This window comes from Pseudomonas sp. MWU12-2319, assembly GCF_023242525.1.
In the GTDB taxonomy this organism is placed as follows: Bacteria; Pseudomonadota; Gammaproteobacteria; order Pseudomonadales; family Pseudomonadaceae; genus Aquipseudomonas; species Aquipseudomonas gingeri_D.
Map to the genome: position 1 here is coordinate 59,973 of NZ_JALJES010000028.1, position 24,235 is coordinate 84,207.

Annotated in this window: 23 protein-coding genes; 15 read left to right on the forward strand and 8 right to left on the reverse strand. The window is 55.8% G+C overall.

Annotation, left to right across the window (positions count from 1 at the left end; genetic code table 11):
• The first annotated feature begins 172 nt into the window (after window positions 1-172).
• From M5C01_RS30650 to M5C01_RS30700, 11 genes are all read left to right on the forward strand, one after another.
• Window positions 173-1,660, forward strand: a complete 1,488-nt coding sequence (locus M5C01_RS30650; RefSeq protein ID WP_152742065.1) for an oligosaccharide flippase family protein — start codon at window positions 173-175, stop codon at window positions 1,658-1,660.
• Window positions 1,661-1,673: 13 nt separating this feature from the next.
• A complete protein-coding gene (locus M5C01_RS30655) occupies window positions 1,674-2,804 on the forward strand; it encodes a glycosyltransferase family A protein (protein ID WP_152742064.1) in 1,131 nt (376 codons plus the stop codon).
• Window positions 2,805-2,859: 55 nt separating this feature from the next.
• Entirely contained in the window at window positions 2,860-4,239 is a 1,380-nt protein-coding gene (locus tag M5C01_RS30660) for a hypothetical protein (protein ID WP_152742063.1), read from the forward strand.
• Window positions 4,240-4,282: 43 nt separating this feature from the next.
• Entirely contained in the window at window positions 4,283-5,227 is a 945-nt protein-coding gene (locus tag M5C01_RS30665) for an NAD-dependent epimerase/dehydratase family protein (RefSeq protein WP_152742062.1), read from the forward strand.
• Window positions 5,224-6,381 carry a glycosyltransferase gene (locus M5C01_RS30670; RefSeq protein WP_152742061.1) on the forward strand — a complete coding sequence of 386 codons (1,158 nt, stop codon included), beginning with the start codon at window positions 5,224-5,226 and terminating at the stop codon, window positions 6,379-6,381. Before M5C01_RS30665 ends, M5C01_RS30670 begins: the two co-directional genes overlap by 4 nt.
• A gap of 5 nt (window positions 6,382-6,386) precedes the next feature.
• On the forward strand, window positions 6,387-7,598 hold the full coding sequence (locus tag M5C01_RS30675) for a glycosyltransferase family 4 protein (protein WP_152742060.1): 1,212 nt from the start codon (window positions 6,387-6,389) through the stop codon (window positions 7,596-7,598).
• Between the two features lie 158 nt (window positions 7,599-7,756).
• A complete protein-coding gene (locus M5C01_RS30680) occupies window positions 7,757-8,614 on the forward strand; it encodes an SDR family oxidoreductase (RefSeq protein WP_152742059.1) in 858 nt (285 codons plus the stop codon).
• An 18-nt stretch (window positions 8,615-8,632) separates the two neighbouring features.
• Entirely contained in the window at window positions 8,633-9,643 is a 1,011-nt protein-coding gene (locus tag M5C01_RS30685) for a polysaccharide biosynthesis protein (RefSeq protein WP_152742058.1), read from the forward strand.
• On the forward strand, window positions 9,636-10,763 hold the full coding sequence (gene wecB, locus M5C01_RS30690) for a UDP-N-acetylglucosamine 2-epimerase (non-hydrolyzing) (RefSeq protein WP_152742057.1): 1,128 nt from the start codon (window positions 9,636-9,638) through the stop codon (window positions 10,761-10,763). The genes M5C01_RS30685 and wecB overlap by 8 nt, the downstream gene beginning before the upstream one ends.
• Window positions 10,764-10,773: 10 nt before the next feature.
• Complete coding sequence (locus tag M5C01_RS30695) at window positions 10,774-11,733, forward strand: SDR family oxidoreductase (RefSeq protein WP_178130026.1); 960 nt, start codon at window positions 10,774-10,776, stop codon at window positions 11,731-11,733.
• A gap of 51 nt (window positions 11,734-11,784) precedes the next feature.
• Complete coding sequence (locus M5C01_RS30700; RefSeq protein ID WP_152742055.1) at window positions 11,785-13,782, forward strand: nucleoside-diphosphate sugar epimerase/dehydratase; 1,998 nt, start codon at window positions 11,785-11,787, stop codon at window positions 13,780-13,782.
• A gap of 55 nt (window positions 13,783-13,837) precedes the next feature.
• Here M5C01_RS30700 and M5C01_RS30705 read toward each other — a convergent pair whose 3' ends face one another.
• The 3 genes from M5C01_RS30705 to M5C01_RS30715 form a co-directional block, all read right to left on the reverse strand.
• Window positions 13,838-15,136, reverse strand: a complete 1,299-nt coding sequence (locus M5C01_RS30705; protein ID WP_103494688.1) for an NAD(P)/FAD-dependent oxidoreductase — start codon at window positions 15,134-15,136, stop codon at window positions 13,838-13,840.
• A gap of 63 nt (window positions 15,137-15,199) precedes the next feature.
• Window positions 15,200-15,373 (reverse strand): DUF3094 family protein, encoded by a 174-nt coding sequence (locus tag M5C01_RS30710; RefSeq protein WP_152742054.1) that lies wholly within the window; start codon window positions 15,371-15,373, stop codon window positions 15,200-15,202.
• A gap of 66 nt (window positions 15,374-15,439) precedes the next feature.
• Complete coding sequence (locus M5C01_RS30715) at window positions 15,440-16,066, reverse strand: DUF1780 domain-containing protein (protein WP_103494689.1); 627 nt, start codon at window positions 16,064-16,066, stop codon at window positions 15,440-15,442.
• A gap of 141 nt (window positions 16,067-16,207) precedes the next feature.
• On the opposite strand from M5C01_RS30715, the gene M5C01_RS30720 reads away from it, so the two are divergent.
• Both M5C01_RS30720 and M5C01_RS30725 read left to right on the forward strand, forming a co-directional pair.
• Window positions 16,208-16,894, forward strand: coding sequence for an energy-coupling factor ABC transporter permease (locus M5C01_RS30720; RefSeq protein ID WP_152742053.1), 687 nt, complete (start codon window positions 16,208-16,210; stop codon window positions 16,892-16,894).
• A gap of 62 nt (window positions 16,895-16,956) precedes the next feature.
• Complete coding sequence (locus tag M5C01_RS30725) at window positions 16,957-17,172, forward strand: hypothetical protein (protein ID WP_103494742.1); 216 nt, start codon at window positions 16,957-16,959, stop codon at window positions 17,170-17,172.
• Window positions 17,173-17,183: 11 nt separating this feature from the next.
• On the opposite strand, the gene yacG is transcribed toward M5C01_RS30725, so the two are convergent.
• From yacG to pilB, 5 genes are read right to left on the reverse strand one after another with little or no spacing between them, the layout of a single operon-like run.
• Window positions 17,184-17,387: a DNA gyrase inhibitor YacG gene (yacG, locus tag M5C01_RS30730; protein ID WP_040071046.1), complete on the reverse strand. Its 204-nt coding sequence runs from the start codon at window positions 17,385-17,387 to the stop codon at window positions 17,184-17,186.
• Window positions 17,384-18,007: a dephospho-CoA kinase gene (gene coaE, locus M5C01_RS30735; RefSeq protein ID WP_152742052.1), complete on the reverse strand. Its 624-nt coding sequence runs from the start codon at window positions 18,005-18,007 to the stop codon at window positions 17,384-17,386. Before coaE ends, yacG begins: the two co-directional genes overlap by 4 nt.
• Window positions 18,004-18,876 (reverse strand): A24 family peptidase, encoded by an 873-nt coding sequence (locus tag M5C01_RS30740; protein ID WP_152742051.1) that lies wholly within the window; start codon window positions 18,874-18,876, stop codon window positions 18,004-18,006. The genes coaE and M5C01_RS30740 overlap by 4 nt, the downstream gene beginning before the upstream one ends.
• Window positions 18,877-18,878: 2 nt before the next feature.
• Complete coding sequence (locus M5C01_RS30745) at window positions 18,879-20,096, reverse strand: type II secretion system F family protein (RefSeq protein ID WP_152742050.1); 1,218 nt, start codon at window positions 20,094-20,096, stop codon at window positions 18,879-18,881.
• Window positions 20,097-20,099: 3 nt separating this feature from the next.
• Window positions 20,100-21,800 carry a type IV-A pilus assembly ATPase PilB gene (gene pilB / locus M5C01_RS30750; protein WP_152742049.1) on the reverse strand — a complete coding sequence of 567 codons (1,701 nt, stop codon included), beginning with the start codon at window positions 21,798-21,800 and terminating at the stop codon, window positions 20,100-20,102.
• Window positions 21,801-22,027: 227 nt separating this feature from the next.
• Between pilB and M5C01_RS30755 the strand changes: the two genes are divergently transcribed.
• Complete coding sequence (locus M5C01_RS30755) at window positions 22,028-22,435, forward strand: prepilin-type N-terminal cleavage/methylation domain-containing protein (RefSeq protein ID WP_152742048.1); 408 nt, start codon at window positions 22,028-22,030, stop codon at window positions 22,433-22,435.
• Window positions 22,436-22,549: 114 nt separating this feature from the next.
• Window positions 22,550-24,196 (forward strand): tetratricopeptide repeat protein, encoded by a 1,647-nt coding sequence (locus M5C01_RS30760; RefSeq protein ID WP_152742047.1) that lies wholly within the window; start codon window positions 22,550-22,552, stop codon window positions 24,194-24,196.
• Window positions 24,197-24,235: the final 39 nt, after the last annotated feature.

Genomic DNA, 24,235 nt, shown 5'->3' on the forward strand with positions numbered 1-24,235 from the left:
CATTTCCATTGCTGTCATAGCGTGGGAAATTTCCAGAGAAAAATGATGCTGATAGTGTTTTCATGATGGATATAGACTTGGATTAACACTATGTGTTTTTTTGAAAAGCAGCGCCTTTCGACAGACCCTCTCTCCTCTCTCTCCGTGTGCCTGATTTTTGCAGGACGTCTCCATGCTGAGCGTTAAGTTCAACGTTCTGGCCAATCTGCTCGGCAGTGCTTGGACCGCGCTGATGGGGCTGGCGTTTATCCCGCTCTATATCCATCTGATGGGGGTTGAGGCCTACGGGCTGGTTGGGGTTTTTATATCCCTGCAGGCCGCGTTCGCCGTTTTGGATCTTGGTTTGTCACAGACATTGAGTCGAGAGCTGGCGAGACTGTCCGGCCAGGCGGACAGTGGCGAAAAAATGAGGGATACCGCAAAAACGTTGGAGTTGATCTATTGGACGGGTGCTTTTGTTGTTGCCTTGTCGATAGGTTCTTCAGCGTATTATATTTCCTATCACTGGTTGAACCCCGAGTCCCTGTCTCGGGAAAGTGTCATGCATGCATTATGGGTAATCGCCGGGGTCATCGGACTGCGTTGGCCGTTGACACTGTATAGTGGAGGGCTCAATGGCTTGCAGCGGCAGGTGTTGCTGAACGGGTTTCTTGTGTTCTTCACAACGTTGCAAAACTTGGGCGCTTTGGTGGCATTGCTATTAATAAAGCCTAGCATTGAGGTTTATTTCCTATGGCAGGCATTCGTGGCGCTTTTGCAAGTCATTGTCATGCGTGTTACATTTTGGCGGGCCATGCCCGAGGGCGATGGGCATTTTTCGAAAGCGATTCTTTCTGATATATGGTGTTTTGCCCTGAGTATGACGGGAATCTCTTTGTTAGCCACCATCCTGACGCAGCTTGATAAGATTTTGTTGAGTCGGTTTCTTGATCTGAAGAGTTTTGGATACTATGTTTTCGCCTCTACGGTTGCGGCAGTTTTATTCAAGGTGATCGGTCCTTTTTTTAATGCCTACCTGCCACGACTTACTCAGCTGGCAGCAGATGATAGTAATCAACAGCTGACTGATACTTACCGTCAGGGATGTGAGTTGATGGCGCTTCTGGTGGTTCCTATTACCTGTGTGCTGGTGTTGTGTGCTAATCCAATACTTCAATTGTGGACGCAAAACGCCCTGCTGGTCAGCAGCTCATCACTCCTGTTTAGTCTGCTGATCGTGGGGAATGCTATAAATGGATTGATGACGCTTCCTTATGTTTTGCAGCTGGCGTATGGCTGGACAAAGCTTGCGTTTTATCAGAATGCTATTGCTGTGACGGTTTTTGTTCCTGCGTTGCTGATAGCGACGTATCAGTGGGGCGCCGCAGGCGCTGCGAGTGTCTGGGTCGCCCTGAACGGTATTTGCCTGATCTTTAATGTGCATATCATGCATCAGCGTTTACTGCCTGGGGAGAAGGGGCGATGGTATGCTAATGCTGTTCTGTTACCCGTTGGCGTAGGTGCGTGTGTCACCGCTGCAATGTCTGGCGTTTTTGAGTTTTCCAGCGGAGCTTTTTTAACCGTCCTTAGTCTTGCTTTGGTTTTTCTGGTTTGTTTCGTATCGGTCGCCATGACGCTTCCGAGTGTTCGAAATTTAATAAAACGAATAGTCGTTCGCTAAGTGAGAGAGATTGATGGAGAAGTATACAGTTATTATTCCGACACGCGATCGCGCAGAAACATTGGAAGCGGCGTTGAAGACCTGTCTGGAACAGACTTATGCAAACTTTCAGATTATTGTAAGTGATAATTGCAGCGCCGATAATACCGCGGAAGTGGTTTCGCGTCTTTCACAATCGAATCTTCTCTATGTGAACCCGGGACGACGGGTCAGCATGGCCGAGAACTTTGAATTTGCCCTTTCTCATGTGGATGAGGGGTTTATCATGTTTATCGGTGATGATGACGGGTTACTGCCGGGTAGTATCGAATACGTGGCGGAGATACAGAAAAAATTTGATGTTCTCGCGATTTCTGGACAGAACGCCGAGTACTGCTGGCCCAATTTCCCGGACCCGGCGAGGAAGAACTACCTTAAATGGGGAGGAGGTTGCAAGTCGGTTGAACTGCGCTCATCCAAACATTGGACAAAGCGCTGCCTGGAATTCAGCGATCTGTACACCTTTGATATGCCGAAGCTCTATCATGGCTTCGTTCATAAAAGCATCGTTGATAAGGCCCGGGTTTCGGGCGTTTATTTTAATTCGATCACACCGGATGCTTACTCTTCTTTCGCCACGGCTTTTTTTGTTGAGCGTTATGCGTTTTCACTTCGGCCGTTTACGATCGGTGGCGCCTCAGGCAAGAGTAACGGCGTTTCGGGCATTGATCCCAGCGGGCAAGCTGAGGAGTCCAAGAAGTTTCTCATGGAGAACACGATAGCGTTCCACGGGGCCTATACGTCCTGTTCCGCGCTGGAGGTTTACATGGCAGAGGCTTTTTCACAGTTTTCCGATAGATTCCCAAAAGAAACTGCCGGGTTTTCGGTCAATACTGAATGGATGCTGCGTTCCGCGTTGCTGAACTCAAATGCACGCACGGCAACGGCGGTGAGTGAGGCCGTAGTCGCAATGTCCAAATTGCATGGCATCAACCTTGAGCGACGCTCGTTGGGGTTTGAGCTCAATCAGATTTTCAGGTTCGTTCATCGTGCATGGGGACGATTTAAGGTGTTGGCTTTTGGTAAACGAATTAAGGATGCGTCTATTTATGGGGTCCATGATGTCTATGAGGCGTCGCTATTTATCTCAAAATCGCTTAAGTGAATAAATAATATGGGAGGGCATTGTGTGTCCTCTTCCCAACCATAAAGGGCGATTAATGGATACTTACATCGGTATAATGTTTTCAGCTGCTCTCTGCGGTATGACTTTGTTTTTTTTGTGTAAGAAAAATGTTCTGTCTCAGTTGGTGTGTTTGTATGTGTACGGCACGTTCTATTTTTTTTCGTCGGTGTTCGCTATTTTCAAAAATGACGCCTCGGCGGCAATCATCGAATTGCATAATGTCGGTGTCGGCCATTTTGCCCGGGGGGTCACTATTTTTTTCTTGCTCTGTGTAGGCGGTATGATTTTTCGTCTCTCAAACGTTGGGAAGGATAAACGGGTTCTGTGGGTTTATATCGCCTCGATTCTTTTTATGATGGTGGGCGGCATCGTTGAATCATGTCTTCAAGGTTTTACGGTTGCACTCTTTAGAAATATGCTGAGCCTGGTTTTTATGTTTTCGTTTATCGTCTTTGGCGCCAGTGCCTGGGATTCTGTCAGGGGCAGAGAGCAATGGAAAAGAGGGGTTGTTTTTTTTCTGATACTGGTGATGCTTCTTTCCGTGATTATCGCTTTTCTGGAAGTGTATACCGAAAAAGCCTGGGCGGTTTTTATAAACTCTTCGGGTCAGAAAGTTTTGCGTGCAAGTTCATTTTTATTTAACCCGAATTTGTACGCCATGTGGTGTGGGAGCGCAATAATTTTTCTTTCTTATCAGTATCATTCACGGCGGTTCGAAGCCTATACGTGGTTGCTGCTTGTCGGTATTTTCTTGGGCGGGTTAGGGATTTTTTTTTCGTCGTCAAGGGGATTCTGTTATCTCGTTTTCTTAATGCTCATCGCCTCTGTGCTTTTGCTCAGAGGGTCGCTCGGCGCACGTCGTTACATGCCATTGGCGTTTTTTACCGGTGCCTTGGTGATTGCCGTTTTATTGACCTATTGGTTCGCTGGATCTGGTACTTCGGATGATCAGAAACCGGGTGTTTTCATGGTACTGGCCATGCGTCTGATGAGCGCGCCTTTTCAATTGTTGGATCATATTCTAAGAAATTTTACTCATGTTCCAGATGGCGTTTTAATGGCGATGCATCTGCCCGAGCCAACCTCCGAGTTTGTGGTGGCATTTGATGGCCGATTCAACGGTGATCAGAGAGATTCCGGGATTTTGGCGGTTCTGGATGATATGGGGTGGTTGGGCTTGGTGGGGGTTTCTATTTTTTTCATGTTCCTGTTTAACCAGGCTGTCCGGGCCTATCTGGCCTGCTTTAGCGTAGACGCGGTACATGCATTACTTTTTGTACTTTACAGTGCGGCCCTGGGCTTTTTAATCCGCTATCAAGCATTTCCTGTCTGGATTTTTGTAGCTGTTATACTTTGTCCCTGTCTTGTGTTGTGGCGTACCCTGTTACGCAAAGATAGACCAATTGTTACATGAGGCTGCAGGGCCGGTTTGAGCTTTTTGGCGGAAGGTGAGAGGTATGAGTCACTCGCAAATTATTTGTGTCACGGGGGCCGCTGGTTTTATCGGTGCTCATCTGTTGTCCGCGCTTGTAGGAGACGGGCGAACTATACGTGTACTGTCCCGTTCAGCGGAGCGTCAGTTCGAAGGCGAAGTGGAGACTCATGTTGGCAACCTTCTTGACCGGAAAAGCCTTGTCTCGTTCCTGGCTGGTGCCGATCTCCTGATCAATCTGGCACACCCGGCAGAGTCTGTCTCTGATGAAGAGTTTCTCCGTGCGATCTCCAATCTGGCGATCATGGCACGGGAGGCCGAGGTGAAACGTGTTGTGCATGTCAGCACCGCGATGGTCGTAGGTGTTCCACAGGGGGATGTCGTCGACGAGCGCGCGACATTGCGCCCGGTGACCGCGTACGAGAAGCGAAAGTGCCTGGCGGAAGACGTTTTCCTGAATGAGCTTTCCAGTGTGTCGGATATCGGAGTCCTCCGTCCAACGGCCGTGTTCGGCCGGGGCAGTCTGAATCTTTTAAAACTGTCCTCTACGATTGCTGATGGATCGGTGTGGTATCGGGAAGTGCTTAGATTTTTGCACGGAACGCGTCATATGCATTTGGTCAGTGTCGAGGACGTTGTGGCGGCCATTTGTTTTCTTGCATTTATCGAGCGCCCTTTGAACGGTAATGTATTTTTGGTTTCGGCAGACGAAGAGCCCAATAATAACTATCAGTCAGTGGATGCCAGGCTTGGGCAGGTGATGGGCAAGCCAGGATTTAAAATGAATGTGGCATTGCCATGCTGGATGCTTAAGCAGATTCTTGCCGTGACAGGGCGCTCTCAATCCAATCCGCAGCTTGTATTCGATGCGTCTAAATTAAAGTCGTGGGGGTTCGTGGCGCCTGCGGTTTTTGACGAGAAATTAGCTGAGTTTGCAGAAAGCTATATGGCCGAAAGGAACCTGAAGTGAACGTCTTGCATGTTTCGGATTTTATTGATCCCGCGTTGGGCGGTGGGACGGCAGAGCGGACTTTTCAGTTGGCAATGGCGTTGCGGCGTGGGGGGCAAGAGTGTACGGTATTGTGTGCAGACTATGCGCTCGGAGAGCAACGCAGGCGCGCGCTGCAAGGCGTCAACTTGGTTGTGTTGCCCACTCTTTTCAAGCGATTTCTCGTTCCCAAGGTTTCGTTCAAACAGATAAAAGAGCTTGTCGAAAAATCCGATATTATTCATATCACCGGTCATTGGAGTGTCTTGGGGGCTTTGGTTTGTTTGTTCGCCTTGCGCCTCGGCCGGCCCTATGTATATTGCCCCGCAGGCTCGCTGAGAGTATTCGGACGCTCATCGTGGCTAAAAAAAGTCTATAACCGGGTTGTTGGGCGGAAGATGGTCAGAGGTGCCGCCTGTTGTATTGCCGTGACCAACCTTGAGCGGCAACAATTTGAAGAGTATGGTGTAAACGCCTCAGAAGTTTTTTTGCTGCCCAATGGTATCCACGTCGATGACGCTCTGGTACCGGAACCACAGTCCTTTCGAAAAAAACATGATTTGGGTAATGAGCAGATTCTGCTTTTCCTGGGGCGCTTGAGCCCAATCAAAGGTCCGGATTTGTTATTGAATGCCTTTGCGCGAATCGCTCAGCAGTGCCCTTCCAGTCGTCTGGTCTTTGCTGGACCCGATGCCGAGTTGGGTGAAACATTACGCGTGGCAGAGGTGTCTGCTGGTTTATCCGGTCGCATTATCTTCACTGGATTCCTGGCCGGCCAGGAGAAACAGGATGCTCTGGCAGCGGCTGATTTGCTGGTGGTGCCTTCTCGTCAGGAAGCCATGTCACTGGTTGCACTTGAGGCCGGTGTGAGAGGTACTCCGGTGCTCCTGACCGATCAGTGCGGGTTTGATGAGGTACAGGAAATCGATGGCGGGCTTGTGGTGGGGGTGAGCGAAGAGGCGTTGGCGGCAGGCATATATCAATTGTTACAATCTCCGCAGCGGTTGGTCGAGCAGGGAGAGCGGCTGTGTGAGAGGGTGTTGTCGCGTTATACTTGGGATGGTCTGATCCTCCAAGCGTTGGCGCTTTATAAAAAGCTGGTGTCCGAACGTCAAATTCCCTCGCATAGAATCTGAGTATTTTGAAGTTACTAATTCTTTCACAATATTTCAATCCTGAAAATTTCATTATCAACGATATAGTGCGGACGCTGCTTGCCCAAGGGCATGAGGTGGTGGTGGCAACCGGCAAGCCCAATTACCCCGACGGTCGGGTTTATCCGGGTTACCGGGCATGGGGATGCCAGCATGAACGCTATCTTGGGACGGTCGATGTTCTGAGGGTGCCGTTATGGCCACGTGGCAAGGGCGATGCAAAAAATATGTTGCTGAATTACCTGTCGTTTGCCGGCGCCGGGTTGTTGTTTTTCCCTTGGCTGCTGCGCGGCCGTGAGTTTGATGCGATTTTAGTGTACGCACCGTCGCCGATTACTCAGGCTATTCCTGCGATCCTTCTCAAGTGGTTAAAGAAGGCGCGGCTGTCGGTCTGGGTGCAGGATCTTTGGCCGGAGAGCCTGGCAGCAACAGGATTTGTCAAAAACCGCTATTTGCTACGAATGACTGGCTGGTTGGTTCGGGGCATTTATGCTTGTTCCGATCAGTTGCTGGTGCAGTCCCATGCGTTTATCGAATCGGTTGCCACTTATGCCGCTCGACGCAAGATTGTTTATTATCCCAATTCCGTCGATGTTCAGTCGCCCCAGGAGTCGAAGCCGATTCCCGGCGAGCTTGTGTCAGTGCTGGAAAAGCATTTCTGTGTGGTGTTCACCGGAAACCTTGGGACGGCTCAGGCGCTCGACACGCTTGTTCAGGCGGCGAGGCAGCTACGCGACAATGACGACATTCGGTTGGTATTGGTCGGTAGTGGAAGTCGTCTGGATTGGCTCAGGGAGCAAAAGCAGATACATCAGTTGAGCAATCTGGTTCTCCCCGGGCGGTTTCCCGTTGAGTCCATGTCGGAGATTTTCACTCGTTCCTCTGCGCTGCTTGTCTCCCTCAACGATGAAGACATTTTCGCCCAGACGATTCCCAGCAAAATCCAGGCTTACCTGGCCGCTGGAAAACCTATTATTGCTTGCTTGAACGGCGAGGGCGCTCGGGTGGTTCAAGAGGCTGGCGCGGGATTGTCCTGCCCGGCGGAGCAGGTGCCGGCGTTGGTTACTGCCATTCGCAGGATGCAAAGCCTCAGCGAGCTTGAAAGGGCGACAATGGGGCGCTCGGGGCGCGAGTATTTTGAGCAGAATTTCGAGATGACACGGCAGATTCGTCGTTTGGTCGAGTTGCTGCAGAAATGATCCTGTTATTTTGAGGCGGTGTTGACGGTGGGCGCATGGCCTTACGGGGTATCATCACGCTATTGGCCTTAGGCCGGTGGGCGGTCAGGTGAAATCCAGGTGCTGCCTTTTCCAGGTGGCGAGTTGGACCCATTCAAGGTTTGGATCTGAGTAGCATCATGAAGATATTAGTGTTAGGTGTCACCGGGATGCTCGGTAACGCGGTATTCAAGGCATTCAGTCAGGACGCTCAGCATGAGGTGTGGGGAACCCTGCGCGGTCCAGCAGCACTGCGAAACTTTCCAGGCGCTGACAGCGGCCGATTGTTGACCGGTATTGATGTGCTGAACCAGGACGCCCTTGTGGCCGTTCTGACCAAGGTTCGCCCTGACGTGGTGGTCAATTGTGTTGGCTTGATAAAACAGCAGTCCGATGCCAACGATCCGTTAACGGCATTACCGATCAACGCCATGTTGCCGCATCGACTGGCACACTTGTGTGACCTGCTTGATGCCCGATTGATCCACGTGAGCACTGATTGTGTCTTCTCGGGGCGTAAAGGCGGCTATCTGGAGAGTGATCTTTCGGATGCTGAAGATCTTTACGGCAAGTCCAAGTACATCGGTGAACTGCACGATCTGCCCAACGCGATCACGCTGCGGACCTCGATTATCGGGCACGAGTTGACCTCCAATCACTCCCTGGTGGATTGGTTCTTGGCACAGCAGGGCAGTGTGCGAGGTTTTTCCCGGGCGATTTTCTCTGGCCTGCCCACGGCCGAATTGGCCCGGGTGATGAAAGACTTCGTTCTGCCGCACCCGCAGCTTAATGGCCTGTATCATGTGGCCGCAGCGCCGATTGCCAAGCTGGACCTGTTGGCCTTGGTCGCCGCCCAATATTATAAGGCAATCGATATTCGCCCAGACGCTACGCTGGTGATCGACCGCTCTCTCAACAGCGAGCGATTCACTCAGGCGACTGGCTACAACGCCCCATCCTGGCCCCGGCTCATCGAGCTGATGCACGCCACTCGCTAACGAATTCGGAAGGTTTACATGTTCGACGACAAGGTATTGATGATCACCGGTGGCACCGGTTCTTTCGGCCATACGGTCCTCAAGCGTTTTCTCAATACCGCTGTGCGCGAGATTCGCATCTTCAGTCGTGATGAGAAGAAGCAGGAGGACATGCGTATTGCCTTGGCCAATGACAAGGTCAAGTTCTACATCGGCGATGTTCGCGATTACGACAGCTTGTCCCAGGCGATGGTCGGGGTGGATTACATCTTCCACGCCGCGGCGCTGAAGCAGGTGCCGTCCTGCGAGTTCTATCCGATGGAAGCGGTGCGTACCAACGTGCTGGGTACCGAGAACGTGCTGAATGCCGCCATCGCCAGCGGTGTACAGCGGGTGGTGGTGTTGAGCACTGACAAGGCCGTCTATCCGATCAACGCCATGGGCATCTCCAAGGCCATGGCGGAAAAGCTGATGGTGGCCAAGTCGCGCATGATCCCGGCCAAGGGCCCGGTTATTTGCGCTACCCGTTATGGCAATGTCATGGCCTCGCGTGGTTCGGTGATTCCGTTGTTTGTCGGCCAGCTTCGCTCGGGTGAAGTGCTGACGGTCACTGACCCGGAAATGACCCGTTTCCTCATGTCGCTCGAAGACTCGGTGGACTTGGTGCTGCATGCGTTCGAGCACGGCCAGCAAGGCGACCTGTTTGTCCAGAAGGCCCCGGCCTCCACTGTTGGCGACCTGGCCGAAGCCCTCAAGCAACTGTTCAGCAAGCACAATGAGGTCAAGGTGATCGGTACGCGTCACGGCGAAAAACTCTACGAGTCGCTGGTGTCCCGCGAGGAAATGGCCAAGGCCGAGGACATGGGGCGTTATTACCGGATTCCAGCGGATAACCGCGACCTGAACTACAAGAAGTACTTTGTTGAAGGTGAGCAGCGTATCTCCGAGCTGGACGATTACACCTCCCACAATACGGCGCGCCTGGATGTATCTGAGATCAAGGAGCTCTTGCTCAAGCTCGACTATATCAAGGAGCAACTTGATGCTTAAGGTCATGACGCTGGTCGGCACACGCCCCGAGCTGATCAAGATGAGCCGGGTTATCGCTGAACTGGATCGCCAAGTTAATCATGTGCTGGTGCATTCTGGGCAGAACTACGATTACGAACTCAATCAGGTCTTCTTCGACGACCTGGAGATCCGTAAACCGGATCACTTCCTCGGCGCAGCCGGCGATACGGCGGCCAAGACCATTGCCGAAGTCATTGCTAAGTCCGATGAAATCTTCGAGCTGGAAAAGCCCGACGCCTTGCTGCTGTATGGCGATACCAATACCTGCCTGGCGGTGATCGCGGCCAAGCGTCGGAAGATTCCGGTATTCCATATGGAAGCGGGTAACCGCTGCTTCGATCAGCGGGTGCCTGAGGAACTGAACCGCAAGGTCCTGGATCACCTCAGTGACATCAACATGGTACTGACCGAGCATGCTCGCCGTTATCTGCTCGCCGAGGGTATTCGCCCCGAGACCATCATCAAGACCGGCTCGCACATGCAGGAAGTCCTTGACTACTACATGCCCAGGATCGAGCAGTCCGATGTGCTGGAACGCAGTGGGCTGGAACAGGACAAGTTCTTTATCGTCAGTGCTCACCGTGAGGAGAACGTCGATACGCCGGATAACCTGCGCGATTTGCTGGATACGCTGCGGGCCCTGGCCGATCACTATGGCTTCCCATTGATCGTCTCGACGCATCCGCGGACGCGCAAACGTCTGGAGGCCCTGGGCGAGTCGCTCGATCACCCGTTGATCCACTTCGTCAAACCTTTCGGTCTGCTGGACTACATCAAGCTGCAGATGTCGGCGTTCTGTGTACTCTCCGACAGCGGCACCATCACCGAAGAAGCGTCGCTGCTGAACCTGCCTGCTGTCACCCTGCGCAATGCCCACGAACGTCCCGAGGGAATGGATGAGGGCACGCTGATCATGAGCGGCTTGAAGCGCGGCTCGGTCATGGGTGCGGTACGGGTGGTCACCAGCCAGCATTCGCGCGATGAGCGCAAGGTACCCCTGGTGCCGGATTATCAGGGTGGGCCGGTTTCGTTGCAGGTGGTTCGTGTGGTGCTGAGTTATACCGACTACATCAACCGTACGGTGTGGAGCAAAGTTTGAACTCACTATGATGCGAGTCCTTTTGACTGGGGCCAGCGGCTTTGTCGGAGCGGCGGTTCAGGCTCATCTGCAGGATGACCCACGGTTTGCGTTGCGCTCGGCCTATCGGCAGCTACCGGTGTCGGTGTCACCCCGCCTGCAGGTCTGCCAGGTGGCGGGTCTTGAGTCGGACACCGATTGGCGGGTGCCCCTTGAGGGCGTCGAAGTGGTGATCCACTGCGCGGCTCGCGTTCATGTCATGAATGAACGCGAAGCCGATCCTCTGGCCGCCTTTCGCCGGGCGAATGTGCAGGGCACCTTACGCCTGGCGGAGCAAGCTGCCCAGTGCGGGGTCCGGCGCTTTATCTATCTGAGTTCGATCAAGGTCAATGGCGAGGAAACGCTGCCCGGCCGCCCTTATACTGCAGATGACCAGCCCGTTCCGCTGGATCCCTATGGCGTCTCCAAGCGGGAGGCCGAGCAGGCATTACAGGCATTGGCGGCGAAAACCGGGATGGAAGTGGTGATTATTCGCCCGGTGCTGGTCTATGGCCCGGGGGTGAAGGCCAACTTCCGCAGCATGATGGCCTGGCTCAATAGAGGCGTGCCATTGCCGCTTGGGGGGATTACCAACAAGCGCAGCCTGGTGGCATTGGACAATCTGGTCGATCTGATCGTGACCTGCATCCATCATCCTGCCGCCGCCAATCAGGTTTTCCTGGTAAGTGACGATGAAGACCTGTCCACCAGCGAATTGCTGCGGCGGATGGCCCAGGCTTTGGGGCGGCCGGCGTATCTGCTGCCGTTGCAGATGTGGTTGTTGAACGGCATCGCGCAACTTCTGGGGAAAAAGGCCATGTCTCAGCGCCTCTGTGGATCGCTGCAGGTCGATATCGAGAAAACCAAGGCGTTGCTCGAGTGGAGCCCTGCGATCAGTGTCGATGGGGCCTTGTTAAAGACGGCGAAAAACTTTCTGGAGCATCGGGTGTGAGAGGAGGGGGCTGCTTTGCAAGCCGGAAGTCGAATAAAGGAAGAGCTTCTGATGCGTGAGCGTTTGTTGGGTCTGCCGCGTAGCTACAAGCGCATCCTGCAGTTGCTGGTTGATATTGTGCTGGTCTGGGCTGCGCTCTGGCTGGCGTTTGTCGTGCGTCTGGGCATTGAGCAGCCGGTGGACCCTTTCGGGGACTATGCCTGGCTGTTCGTGGCTGCGCCGGCGATCACTGTTCCGATTTTCATCCATCTGGGTTTGTATCGTGCGGTGATGCGTTATTTCGGCAATGACGCCCTGATCAGTATCTTCAAAGCTGTGACCTTGTCGGCGCTGTTGTTGACGGTGTATGTCTATTTGTACCGCCCGAGTGTGCTGGTGCCACGTTCGCTGATCATCAACTACTGGTGGTTGAGTTTGCTGATGGTCGGCGGCCTGCGTTTGTTCATGCGTCAGTACTTTCTCGGCGACTGGTTTCTTGCCGGCCAGCATGTACCTTTCCTGCGCCAGGACGACGATGCCGTCAAAGTTGCAGTCTATGGTGGCGGAGCCGCGGGCAACCAGTTGGTGGCGGCACTGCGCATGGGCAAGGCGATGCGTCCGGTGGCTTTTATCGATGATGATGCGAGCATCGCGAATCGGGCGATCGCCGGGCTTCGCGTCTACCCGTTTGCGGATATTGAACGGCTGATCGAGGACACCGGCGCAACCGAAGTGTTGCTGGCCATTCCGTCGGCGTCGCGTGTCAGGCGTCGTGAGATCCTGACGGCGCTCGAGTCTTACCCGGTGCATGTACGCACGATCCCGGGATTCATGGATCTGGCCAGTGGCCGGGTCAGTGTCAGCGATCTGCAGGAGGTCGATATCATCGATCTGCTCGGGCGCGATACAGTGGCGGCACAACAAACGCTTTTCGAGCGCTGCATCCGTGGCCACGTCGTGATGGTGACGGGGGCCGGTGGCTCCATCGGTTCGGAGCTGTGCCGGCAGATTTTCACCAGCAAGCCAACGGCGCTGGTCCTGTTCGAGCACAGCGAATTCAATCTCTACAGCATCCAGAGCGAGCTGGAAAAGCTGATCCACAGTGAAGGGTTGAACCTGGAGCTGGTGCCGATCCTCGGTTCGATTCGCAACAGTGAGCGCCTGTTGGATGTAATGCGAACCTGGAACGTGAAGACGGTCTATCATGCCGCGGCCTATAAACATGTGCCGATCGTCGAGCACAACGTTGCCGAGGGCGTGCTGAACAATGTACTTGGGACCTTGCAGACCGCACAGGCGGCAGTGCAGGCGGGTGTCGAACACTTCGTGTTGATCTCCACCGACAAAGCGGTACGGCCTACCAATGTCATGGGTTGCACCAAACGCCTGGCCGAGATGACGCTACAGGCCCTCAGCCGTGAATCGCAGCCTCTGCTGTTGGGCGAGCGCTTCACGGCGCCTTGTGCCAACACGACCCGCTTTACCATGGTTCGTTTCGGCAACGTACTGGGGTCGTCCGGTTCGGTCATCCCGCTGTTTCGCGAGCAGATCAAGAGTGGCGGACCGATTACGGTGACCCATCCGCACATGACCCGCTATTTCATGACCATTCCCGAGGCCGCGCAGTTGGTGATTCAGGCGGGCTCCATGGGGCAGGGCGGTGATGTGTTCGTACTCGATATGGGGCAGCCGGTGAAAATCGCCGACCTGGCGGAAAAAATGATTCACCTTTCCGGCCTTTCCGTGCGTAGCAAAGAACGTCCCAACGGGGATGTTGCCATCGAGTTCACGGGACTGCGCCGTGGTGAAAAGCTCTATGAGGAGTTGCTGATCGGTGACGATGTCCGCCCGACCGAACACCCGATGATCATGCGCTCCAACGAGGAGCATCTGCCCTGGGAAGATTTCAAGGTAGCGATTTCAGCGCTGCTGAAGGCTGTCGCGGAAGATGACTATGGGCGGGTTCGCACGCTGCTGAGCGATACGGTCACCGGCTATGCGCCGGAGTGTCAGATCGTTGACCTGATTCATCAGCGCCGTCAGGTTTCTGGGTGTTCCGGCGACGTTTGACGGATTCGCAGGCTGAACGGGCGTCCCCACGCTTGATGTGGGGACGCCCGGATACTCAGTGCAACTTCAACCGCGGATCCGTCCCCCGTCCGATCCGGCTGCCCAGCATCAGCATCAGGGTGCGGAAGGTGCCATACAGCGCCATCTGGTGCATCCGGTACAGCGACACATAGAACATCCGCGCCAGCCAGCCTTCCAGCATCACGCTACCGGTCAGGTTACCCATCAGGTTGCCGACGGCGGAGAACCTCGACAGCGAAATCAGCGAGCCGTAGTCGGTATAGCGATACTCCGGCAAGGTCTTGCCTTCGATACGCAGTTTCAGCGACTTGGCCAGCAATGACGCCTGCTGGTGGGCCGCCTGTGCCCGTGGCGGTACATTGCGGTCGGTCCCCGGCTGCGGACAGGCCGCGCAATCGCCGAAGGCAAAGATATTCTCGTCGCGGGTGGTCTGCAGCGTCGGCAATACCTGCAGCTGATTGATCCGGTTGGTTTCCAGGCCATCAATGTCCTTGAGAAAGCCCGGCGCGCGAATCCCTGCCGCCCAGACCTTGAGGCTCGCCGCAATCACCTGGCCGTCGGCGGTCACCAGGTTGTCCGCGGTCACTTCACTCACCGCCGCATTGGTCATGACCCGCACCCCGAGTTTTTCCAGGGTCTTGTGCACCGGTCCGCCGATACGCTCCGGCAAGGCCGGCAACACCCGAGGACCGGCCTCGATCAGGGTGATATGCATGTTTTCCGGTTTGATCCGGTCCAGGCCATAGGCCGCCAGCTCGTGAGCGGCGTTATGCAGCTCCGCCGCCAGTTCCACTCCCGTGGCACCGGCACCGACAATCGCCACGCTGATCTGCTCGACCGTATCGGTCTGCCCGGCATGGGCGCGCAGGTAGTGGTTGAGCAACTGCTGGTGGAAACGCTCGGCCTGTTTGCGGGTGTCGAGGAACAGGCAGTGTTGCGCCGCGCCCTCGGTGCCGAAATCGTTGGTGGTGCTGCCCACCGCGATCACCAGCGAGTCGTAGCCCAGTTCCCGGGCAGGCAGCAGCTCCACGCCGTGTTCGTCGTAGGTGGCGGCCAGCTGGATTTTTTTCTGCTCGCGGTCGAGCCCGCTCATGCGCCCCAGCTGGAACTCGAAGTGGTTCCATTTCGCCTGGGCGACATAGTTGAGCTCGTCGGCCGAAGAGTTGAGGGAACCGGCCGCCACTTCATGCAGCAGGGGTTTCCAGATATGGGTCAGGTTCGCGTCGACCAGCATGACGCTGGCAATACCGCGTCTGCCCAGGGTCTTACCCAGGCGGGTCGCCAGTTCCAGGCCGCCGGCGCCGCCGCCGACGATCACGATACGATGGTTCATGGGGATATCTCGCAAGGCTAAAGGAAATCTGTGCCTGCGTTATCCGGGCGAGCGCGAGGCAGCTCATAGCACCAGGTAACTCAGGAAGCGGCTCAACAGGCCCAGGCCGATGACCACGGTGAGCACCACCACCAAGAGCATCCACGGCCGAAAGGGCCGGCGCTCGACTTGGTGTTGGGGAAGCTGCAGATACTGATCGACATGCTGCTGGTCGTCGGGGTTCAGGCGGCTGGTCATGGGAGCCTCGTCAGGTAGACGTCACTAAGGTGCTTTGTATCACTGGTACAGTGATTACGCCATGGCTTACAAACTGATGCCGACGTCGAAAACAATGCTGCGCCCCAGATTGCCGCGCAGGAAGTCCGGCGCGTCGGGGTGGGCGAACAGCACCCGGGCGAAGGTCGGCCCCACCAGCGACAGCGAGCGCCAGCCCTGGCGCAGGTATTCGGTCGGCGGCGGGAAGTGGCTGTTGAGGTCGAGCACTTCTCGCTTGAGACTGGCGAAGGCGATGATGTCCAGCTCACCCAGGTCCAGCCCGCGCTCCTTGTAATTGTGGGCTTTCTTGCGCAGGGTCGGGGCCAGCCGCTGCAACAACTCGGAGGCGGGAATGCGCCTGGGCTTGGCTTCGCGGCGCACCAGCTGGCTCAGGGAAAAGGCGCTGCGCCGGCGCTGCAACTCTTCGCGCCACTCATCGTTCAGCCGCCGGCCTTCGTCGAGGACGAAAAACACCTCGAAGCAGGCATCGCGAAACAGCACGTCCGGCGGCTCCTGGGCGGGGTGGAAGTCTTCGGCGCGATAGGGAATGTTCAGTCCTTGCAGCAGGCGCTGGCAGACCCAACGCTCACGCTCCCATTTGCGGGCATTGGAAAGAAAGGTGTTGGCTTGCTCCGCCTGGATGGTCAGCAAGCGTAGAAAATCCGAGTCGTCCATGGCCCAAGCTTAGCGTCGAAACTGCAAAGGCTGGAAGTCCTGGGCAATTTTTGTCGACGCGATGCGTCGTAACGGGCGGTGTAGACTTCAGGACTCAAGCCGGCAAGTGTTATCGAGTCCGCGGAGTGTGGAGATGTTTTTATGATCGGCGCGCAACTGCTGTCGCCAGCCAGCCTGGTCATCGGTTGGCTGATCTATCTGCCGGTGGTGGCCTGGGCGATCTGGCGTTCGCCCTGGGTCGAACTGTTCACCGACGGTCGCCGCCAGCACCTGCTGTTCGGCACGGTCTTCGCCTTGTTCCTGCTCTGGCTGGTACGACGTGACTTTGACACCGGGGTGTCCTATCACTTTATCGGTATGACGGCGGTGACCCTGCTGCTGGACTGGCCGCTGGCGATTGTCGGTGGTCTGGTGGCGCAGCTCGGCCTGGTGTTGCTGGGGCGCCAGGACTTGGCCGCGCTCGGCGTCAACGGCAGCTTGCTGATCCTGCTGCCGGTGCTGGTGACGGAGGTCTGCGCAATCCTGGTGGAGCGGGCGCAGCCGCGTAACCCCTTTGTGTATATCTTCTGCTCGGGCTTTTTCGCCGCCGCCCTGGCGGCTTTGTTCTGCCTGCTGGCGAGCCTTGGATTGCTCTGGTTCGACGGGCGTTTCGCCCTGCCGGAGTGGCTGGGGGATTTTGTCGGTTACCTGTGGCTGATCATTTTTCCCGAGGCTTTTATCAACGGCATGGTGGTCAGCGCGCTGGTGGTGTTCTGTCCGGAATGGCTGGAAACCTTCAACCGCACTCGCTACCTGTCGGCCCCCTGGAAGGACAATGAGCCCCGTTGACCTGGGTCAAGCCGGCAGGTTCGCCCCACGACCATGCTGCGGAAAAAACCGGGAGCAAGGTCATGAGTGTGTACGAATGGGCGCGTCAGCAGGTGCAGGCCAGTCTGGAAGATGCACAAGTGGAGGGATTCGAACCGGGGCTGGGCCTGCGCGCCTTGCTCAGCGCGGTGGTGCAGCAGAGCAAGGCGTTGCGCAGTGCGGAGGATCTGGCGGACGAACTGCAATTTCTCGCCGAGAACCTCGATGATGAGCAGGACTACGGTTTTATGCGGCCCTGATTCTCTCTCGATCAGTGGGCGCGAGGCGGCAGATCGTCGGAGAACAGGTCGTCCTCGGCATCGGGGCTGACGGGAATCTTGTGTTCTTCCGAGGCCCAGGCGCCGAGGTCGATCAGTTTGCAGCGGTCGGAGCAGAACGGCCGCTGCGGATTGGCGGCGGTCCATTCCACGGGGGCGCCGCAGGTCGGGCATTCAACGGTCAAGGGTTGGCTCATGAGTGGCCTCCACGCAAAGTCAGATAAAAGTGATGCAGGCGCTCGACCTCGCTCCGTAGCCAGGCCTGGTCGCGGTCGTTGACCAGCACATCGTCGGCATGGCGCAAGCGCTCTTCGCGGCTGGCCTGGACCTTGAGGATGGCCTGCACCTGTTGTTCGCTGGTCTGGTCGCGCTGTTGTGTGCGTTGGATCTGCAACGCCTGTGGGGCGTCGATCACCAGCACGCGCTGGGTGTTCTTGTATTGTCCCGATTCGATCAGCAGCGGCGAGACCAGGATCGCATAGGGCGATTGTGCCCGGGCCAGGTGGCTGGCGATCTCTTCGCCGATCAGCGGATGCAGCAGGGCTTCGAGCCAGCGGCGTTGTTCCGGGGCTTCGAAGATCAGCGTGCGCAGGGCGGCGCGGTCCAGTTGGCCGTCGGCTTGCAGCACGCCGGGGCCGAAGTGCTCGGCGATCTTCGCCAGCGCCGGGCGACCGGGCTCCACCACCCAGCGGGCGGCGTGATCGGCGTCCACGGTGTGGATGCCGAGGTCGATAAAGTGTTGCGCCGCTGCGCTCTTGCCGCTACCGATGCCGCCGGTAAGGCCGAGAATCCAGGGTGTTGAAACGGCTGTGGTCATTTGAAACCGGCAAACTGCAGATAGGAAGCGGTTATTTGACCACCCCAGAGCAAGGCAATCCAGCCGGCAATTGCCAGATAGGGACCGAAGGGGATCGGAGTCGAGGTCTGGGCGTTGCGCAGGCGCAGCAGAATCAGGCCGAGTACGGCGCCCACCAGGGATGAGAGCAGGATGGTCAACGGCAGGATCTGCCAGCCGCCCCAAGCGCCGAGCATTGCCAGCAGCTTGAAGTCGCCGTGGCCCATGCCTTCCTTGCCAGTGAGCAGCTTGAACAGCCAGTAGACCGACCAGAGGCTCAGGTAACCGGCTACGGCGCCCCACAGGGCGTCGTCCAGGTCGGTGAAGAGACCGAAGTGGTTGGCGATCAGGCCGAGCCAGAGCAGCGGCAGGACCAGGGCGTCAGGCAGGAGCTGGTGATCGGCGTCGATCAGGCTCATGGCCAAGAGGCCCCAGGTCAGCATCAGCATCAGGCCGGCGGGCCAGCCGAAACCGAAATGCCAGGCGACAAAGGCCGAGAGCAGGCCGCAGGCCAGTTCGGTGAGCGGGTAGCGTTTGCTGATGGGGGCCTTGCACTGGGAGCATTTGCCGCGCAGGAGCAGGTAGCTGATCAGTGGGAGGTTTTCCCAGGCGCGGATCTGGTGATTGCAGTGCGGGCAATGGGAATGGGGTAGCAGAAGGTTATAGGTTGGGCTGGGCGTGGGCTGGGGCAGGCCGAGGATGTCGTGGGCCTCGCTACGCCAGGCGCGCTCGATCATTTTCGGCAGGCGCCAGACGACGACGTTGAGGAAGCTGCCGACGATCAGGCCGAGGAGCAGGGCGAAAAAAACAAAGGCCAGCGGGTGGCTGGCCAGGAAGTCGGGTAGGGGCATGTTCAGACTACTGAGCCGAGTTTGAAGATAGGGAGGTACATGGCAATTACCAACCCGCCGACAATGATACCCAGCACGGTCATGATCATGGGTTCCATCAGGCTTGTGAGGCTGTCGACCATATTATCGACTTCGGTTTCGTAGTATGACGCCACTTTGTCGAGCATGTCGTCCAGGGCGCCGGATTCTTCACCGATCGCAGTCATCTGAATGGCCATGTTTGGAAACACACCGGTGGTTCGCATGGAGAAGTTAAGCTGCATGCCAGTGGAGACATCCTGCTTGATGCGGTTGACAGCATTCCTGAAAACGATATTGCCGGTGGCTCCGGCCACGGAGTCAAGGGCTTCGACGAGCGGCACACCCGCGGCGAAGGTGGTGGAGAGGGTGCGGGCGTAGCGGGCGACGGCGGACTTGTAGAGTAAAGGGCCGATAATTGGCATCTTCAGCAGTGCCCTGTCCATCCAATTACGAAAGCGTTTGGATGTCTTGTGTGCCCGTTTCAGGCCGTAGATGCCAGCAACCATTGCCAGAATAATGATCCACCACCATTCTTGCACTATGTTGGAGAGCCCTATCACCATCAGGGTGAAGGCTGGCAGCTCTGCGCCAAACCCCTTGAAGATTGCCTGGAACTGCGGCACTACCTTGATCAGCAGAATCCCGGAAACGATGATTGCCACGAGCACTACGGCAATGGGGTAGTTCATTGCTTTCTTGATCTTGGCTTTCAGGGCTTCGGTTTTCTCCTTGTAGGTCGCCACCCGTTCCAACAGGCTTTCCAGTGCACCGGCCTGTTCGCCCGCATCCACCAGGTTGCAGTACAGATCGTCGAAGTACTCTGGTTGTTTGCGCAAGGACGTCGCGAAGCTGTTACCCGCGGCGACTTCTTGTTTGATATCGTCCACCAGCTTGCGCATGTTCGGGTTCTCGAAGCCCTCGCCGATGATGTCGAAGGACAGCAGCAACGGCACGCCGGCCTTCATCATTGTCGCCATCTGTCGGGTGAACAGGGCGATATCCAGGGGGTTGATGCGCTTGCCCTTGCTGAAGAGCGAGTTGCTTTTTTTCCGCACCTTGCCCGGGTTGATGCCTTGCTTGCGCAACTGTGCCTTGACCAGTGCTGGGTTATGGCCGGTGAGCTCACCGGACATCTTATTACCTTTCTTGTCGGTCCCTTCCCAGGCATAAAGGCTGACTTTTACTGCTTTGGTCGCCATGGTTTAGTCCTTGGTCACGCGGTTGACTTCTTCCAGGCTGGTCAGCCCTTGCATGGCTTTTTGTAGGCCCGAAGTGCGCAGATCATTGAAACCGTCCTTGCGCATCTGGGTAGCGATCTCGATGGAATTACCTTCGGCCATGATTAGTCGTTGCAGGTCCGCGGTGTTCTTGACCACTTCGTAGATCCCGATCCGGCCTTTGTAGCCACCGTTGCAAAGCTCACAGCCGACGGGCTCGTAGATCTTGAAGGTGCCGATTTTATCGGGTGGGAAACCTTCCTTGATCAGGGCCTCCTCGGGGATATCGATTTCTTTCTTGCAGTGGCTGCACAGCTTGCGTGCCAGTCGCTGAGCGATGATCAGGTTTATCGAGGTGGCGATGTTGAAACCAGGGATGCCCATGTTGTGCAGGCGGGTCAGGGTTTCCGCCGCACTGTTGGTGTGCAGGGTGGAGAGAACCATGTGGCCGGTCTGGGCGGCCTTGATGGCGATCTCGGCGGTTTCCAGGTCGCGGATCTCACCGACCATGATCACGTCCGGGTCTTGGCGCAGGAACGAACGCAGGGCCTGGGCAAAGTCCAACCCCTGTTTCGGGTTGACGTTGACCTGGTTGATGCCTTCCATATTGATTTCCACCGGGTCTTCGGCGGTGGAGATATTGATGTCCACGGTGTTGAGAATATTCAGGCCGGTGTAGAGCGAAACGGTTTTGCCCGAGCCGGTGGGGCCGGTGACCAGGATCATGCCCTGCGGTTGTTTCAGGGCCGCCATATAGAGTGCTTTCTGATCTGGCTCGTACCCGAGTGCATCAATCCCCATCTGGGCGCTGGATGGGTCGAGGATCCGCATCACGACTTTTTCGCCCCACAGTGTCGGCAGGGTGTTAACCCGGAAGTCGATGGCCTTGGTCTTTGAGATACGCATCTTGATGCGTCCGTCCTGGGGTTTGCGACGCTCGGAGATATCCATGCTGGCCATGACTTTCAGGCGTGCGGCGATACGAGTGGCGAGATGGATCGGTGGTCTGGCAACCTCACGCAGGATGCCGTCGGTACGCAGACGAACGCGGTAGATCTTTTCGTAGGGCTCGAAGTGCAAGTCCGAGGAGCCGCCCTTGATCGCATCCAACAGCATCTTGTTGACGAAACGCACCACGGGAGCATCGTCGGCATCCTGGCCTGCGATCTGTTCGTGCTTCTTGTTCTCATCGACCGACTCGATATCGAGGCCGTCGAGGTCGACGTCCCCCATCTCTTCAAAGCCGCTGCTGCTGTCGAAAAACTTGTCGATGGCGTCGGCGAGCTTGTCGTCCTCTACCAGGATGGCCTCGGTCGTGAGGCCGGTGCTGAACTGGATATCGGTAATAGCCTGGTGATTGCTGGGGTCGGAAATGCCGACGAACAATTTATTGCCACGCCGCCACAGTGGCAGGACATGGTGTTGGCGGATCAATTTCTCGCTGACCAGGCCTTTGGGTTGGCTTTCCTTGTCGAGGCAGCCCAGGTCGAGCAGGGCGACACCGAAATGCTCCGAGGCGATTTCCGCGACCTGGCGGCTTTTGATCAGCTTGTTCTGGACCAGATAGCTGACGAGGGATACCCGATTGCGCTGGGACTGTTGATACGCCTGCTGAGCGTTCTTGTCGGTAATCAGCTCGGCGGCAACCAGTTGCTTGGCCAGACCGGAAAGGGCGATATCGTTCATTTGAGCACCAAACGCAAACAGTCGGAGTCTTATAGCGTAGTCGGGCGATGGTGCCAAATCGGGGGAGGGTAGGTGACAAAAAATGTCAGGTTTTGTTGTTCTGAAGCAGCATTCTGAGTCTGGCAGGGCATTTCAACAGGTGCTGAGCTGCACGCTGGGTTATGGCACGGGCTGTGCTAGCCGTTAACAGGAGTCATCACGCCTTTGCTCACGTTTGGAGACGAAATATGAATGCTCAAAAGGGTTTCACCTTGATCGAACTGATGATCGTTGTGGCGATCATTGGTATTTTGGCTGCAATTGCCTTGCCTGCTTATAACACCTACACGCAGAAAGCGCGGTTTTCTGAAGTGAATACCTTGGCCGACGCCTATAAAACGGCTGTATCGGTCTGCTTTAATGACCTCGCCAGCACTACTAACTGCACAGCCGGTACCAATGGTGTCCCTGGGAACCCTGGGGTCACTAACAACTTGGCGGCTGGTGGTTCTGTATCGGGCGGTACAATTAGCTTGACGGGTACTACCGCTGCGGGCGGCTGGACAAGTGTTCTCCAGCCTGTGGGTAGCACTAACGGCAATATAGTTTGGAGCCAGACTGGCACTTGTCTGGGTGCTGGCTTCTGCAAGAATTAATGTTATAGGCAAGGGCTAGAAGTCCTGAGTGTTGAAAAAAAGCCGGCATCCCCCTTTCAGGCATGCCGGTTTTTATAAGCACTGAGCGTTTGAGAGACTGAATATAGGAACGCTATGGTTTCGCGCCGATTGGTTTTTTTGTTGCTTGCCGTTCTTTCTGCTGGCCTGTTGTTGATGCTTTGTTTTTCTTTCCTGAATAATCCCCTGGTTTTTGACGATGAGCCTTTTTTTCGAGAGGGTGGCCCCGCCACCCTGCTATCCATGGGTTTTAGCCTGACTCCGCGGTTGTGGGTATACGATTCCATGGCTGCGAGCTTCACGTATCTCAGTGACAAGATTATCTGGCTGAGAGTGGGGAATCTGATTCTTCATGGCTGCACGGCTTTGGTACTCTTCGGTTTTGTTCGTCAACTCCTCAACAGTTTGGAGAGGCACTCCTCTTTTTTTCTGAATACAGATACGGCGGCCTTTATCGTCGCTTTTCTATTCGCCATACACCCTCTGACCATTCTGACCCAGGGTTACCTCATCCAGCGCACCATCGTGTGTGCCACTCTTTTTGGTTTGCTGGGGTTATTGACTTTCTGGCAGGGGCTTTGCGGGAAACGTTGGTCTCTTTGGACGTCCTGCCTGTGCATTCTGTTCTCCCTGTACGCCAAAGAGCATGCGGTGATGCTGCCGGCGTTGTGCTTTCTGCTGTGGGTATTGCATCGCCGCAGTCGACTCCCATCATCGTTCGGTATTGGGGAGACCTTTGCGGTCTTGGCTGTTCAGGCAGTTTTTGCCGTGTCCGTCATACTCTGGGCCAAGGGTGTGATCGGTAATGCCTATGAGATCAAGACTGAAGAGGTACTTAGTGATGAAGCCTTCCAGCCGGATGGTTCGCTTTATGTGTTGAGCGTGTTGAATCAGATGGGGTTGTTCTTCAAATACCTCTCGCTCCTGATCTTGCCGCAGGGGCGTACGCTGGGGCTTGATCTTCGGGTGCCTTTTCCTCTGGGGTACGGTGTTTGGTGGGCTTGGGCTGGTCTGTTAGCGTTTGTGGCCTATGGTCTGGCAGCCTTCGCATTGCTGCTGCGTGGTGCGAGTAAAGGTCTCCTCGGGTTCGCACTACTGTTCCCGTGGGTGCTGTTTGCGACGGAGTTGGTGTCGGTCCGATTGCAGGAACCCTTTGTGCTGTATCGCAGCTATCTCTGGATACCGGGGTTGTTTGTTGCTCTGGCACTGGGGTTGCGGCGACTCAAGGGGGTTTATCTGGTTACCTTGGTTCCTGTTTTTGCACTTTACCTATTTGGGCTTTCCTATGATCGCTTGATGACCTTGTCTGAGCCTTTGTTTGTGTGGAAAGAAGCAGTTGACTACTATAAGGCTCAGGGTGACGCACCAGGTCTTTTTGGTGGTTATCGGGTTTACTACAATCTGGGGGTCACCTACTTGGATGCAGGTTTTGTTGATATGGCGCTGCACAATATTGATAAAGCCATAATAATGAAGCCGAAATATGAATATGCGTATTATCAGCGTGGCAAGATTTTTCTTCAGCGTGGAAAAGCAGAAGAGGCCAAGTTGGAGTTTGCGCACGCTATAAGTCTCAAACCCAGTTATGCAAGGCCTTACGTCGGTATGGCGGATGCTTTGAAAAGCTTGGGGCAAACCGAAGAGTCCCAACGCTACCTTGAGCTTGGATGCAATCAAGGAAGCCAGCTAGCCTGCGACCGAGCACACCCCAAGGCACCTTTGATGTTGGCTCCGAAAGCCTGATGCATCGTAAGCGCGCCATGAAACCCACATTCCAAGCCG

Excerpts from the sequence above, each read along its gene's own strand:
- pilB (WP_152742049.1), bottom strand. The coding sequence starts at position 21,800 with ATGAACGATATCGCCCTTTCCGGTCTGGCCAAGCAACTGGTTGCCGCC.
- M5C01_RS30695 (WP_178130026.1), top strand. The coding sequence starts at position 10,774 with ATGCGAGTCCTTTTGACTGGGGCCAGCGGCTTTGTCGGAGCGGCGGTT.
- M5C01_RS30725 (WP_103494742.1), top strand. The coding sequence starts at position 16,957 with ATGAGTGTGTACGAATGGGCGCGTCAGCAGGTGCAGGCCAGTCTGGAA.
- yacG (WP_040071046.1), bottom strand. The coding sequence starts at position 17,387 with ATGAGCCAACCCTTGACCGTTGAATGCCCGACCTGCGGCGCCCCCGTG.
- M5C01_RS30715 (WP_103494689.1), bottom strand. The coding sequence starts at position 16,066 with ATGGACGACTCGGATTTTCTACGCTTGCTGACCATCCAGGCGGAGCAA.
- M5C01_RS30705 (WP_103494688.1), bottom strand. The coding sequence starts at position 15,136 with ATGAACCATCGTATCGTGATCGTCGGCGGCGGCGCCGGCGGCCTGGAA.
- M5C01_RS30650 (WP_152742065.1), top strand. The coding sequence starts at position 173 with ATGCTGAGCGTTAAGTTCAACGTTCTGGCCAATCTGCTCGGCAGTGCT.
- M5C01_RS30755 (WP_152742048.1), top strand. The coding sequence starts at position 22,028 with ATGAATGCTCAAAAGGGTTTCACCTTGATCGAACTGATGATCGTTGTG.
- M5C01_RS30680 (WP_152742059.1), top strand. The coding sequence starts at position 7,757 with ATGAAGATATTAGTGTTAGGTGTCACCGGGATGCTCGGTAACGCGGTA.
- M5C01_RS30760 (WP_152742047.1), top strand. The coding sequence starts at position 22,550 with ATGGTTTCGCGCCGATTGGTTTTTTTGTTGCTTGCCGTTCTTTCTGCT.
- M5C01_RS30745 (WP_152742050.1), bottom strand. The coding sequence starts at position 20,096 with ATGGCGACCAAAGCAGTAAAAGTCAGCCTTTATGCCTGGGAAGGGACC.
- M5C01_RS30655 (WP_152742064.1), top strand. The coding sequence starts at position 1,674 with ATGGAGAAGTATACAGTTATTATTCCGACACGCGATCGCGCAGAAACA.
- M5C01_RS30720 (WP_152742053.1), top strand. The coding sequence starts at position 16,208 with ATGATCGGCGCGCAACTGCTGTCGCCAGCCAGCCTGGTCATCGGTTGG.
- M5C01_RS30685 (WP_152742058.1), top strand. The coding sequence starts at position 8,633 with ATGTTCGACGACAAGGTATTGATGATCACCGGTGGCACCGGTTCTTTC.
- M5C01_RS30710 (WP_152742054.1), bottom strand. The coding sequence starts at position 15,373 with ATGACCAGCCGCCTGAACCCCGACGACCAGCAGCATGTCGATCAGTAT.
- M5C01_RS30660 (WP_152742063.1), top strand. The coding sequence starts at position 2,860 with ATGGATACTTACATCGGTATAATGTTTTCAGCTGCTCTCTGCGGTATG.
- wecB (WP_152742057.1), top strand. The coding sequence starts at position 9,636 with ATGCTTAAGGTCATGACGCTGGTCGGCACACGCCCCGAGCTGATCAAG.
- M5C01_RS30740 (WP_152742051.1), bottom strand. The coding sequence starts at position 18,876 with ATGCCCCTACCCGACTTCCTGGCCAGCCACCCGCTGGCCTTTGTTTTT.
- coaE (WP_152742052.1), bottom strand. The coding sequence starts at position 18,007 with ATGACCACAGCCGTTTCAACACCCTGGATTCTCGGCCTTACCGGCGGC.
- M5C01_RS30700 (WP_152742055.1), top strand. The coding sequence starts at position 11,785 with ATGCGTGAGCGTTTGTTGGGTCTGCCGCGTAGCTACAAGCGCATCCTG.
- M5C01_RS30665 (WP_152742062.1), top strand. The coding sequence starts at position 4,283 with ATGAGTCACTCGCAAATTATTTGTGTCACGGGGGCCGCTGGTTTTATC.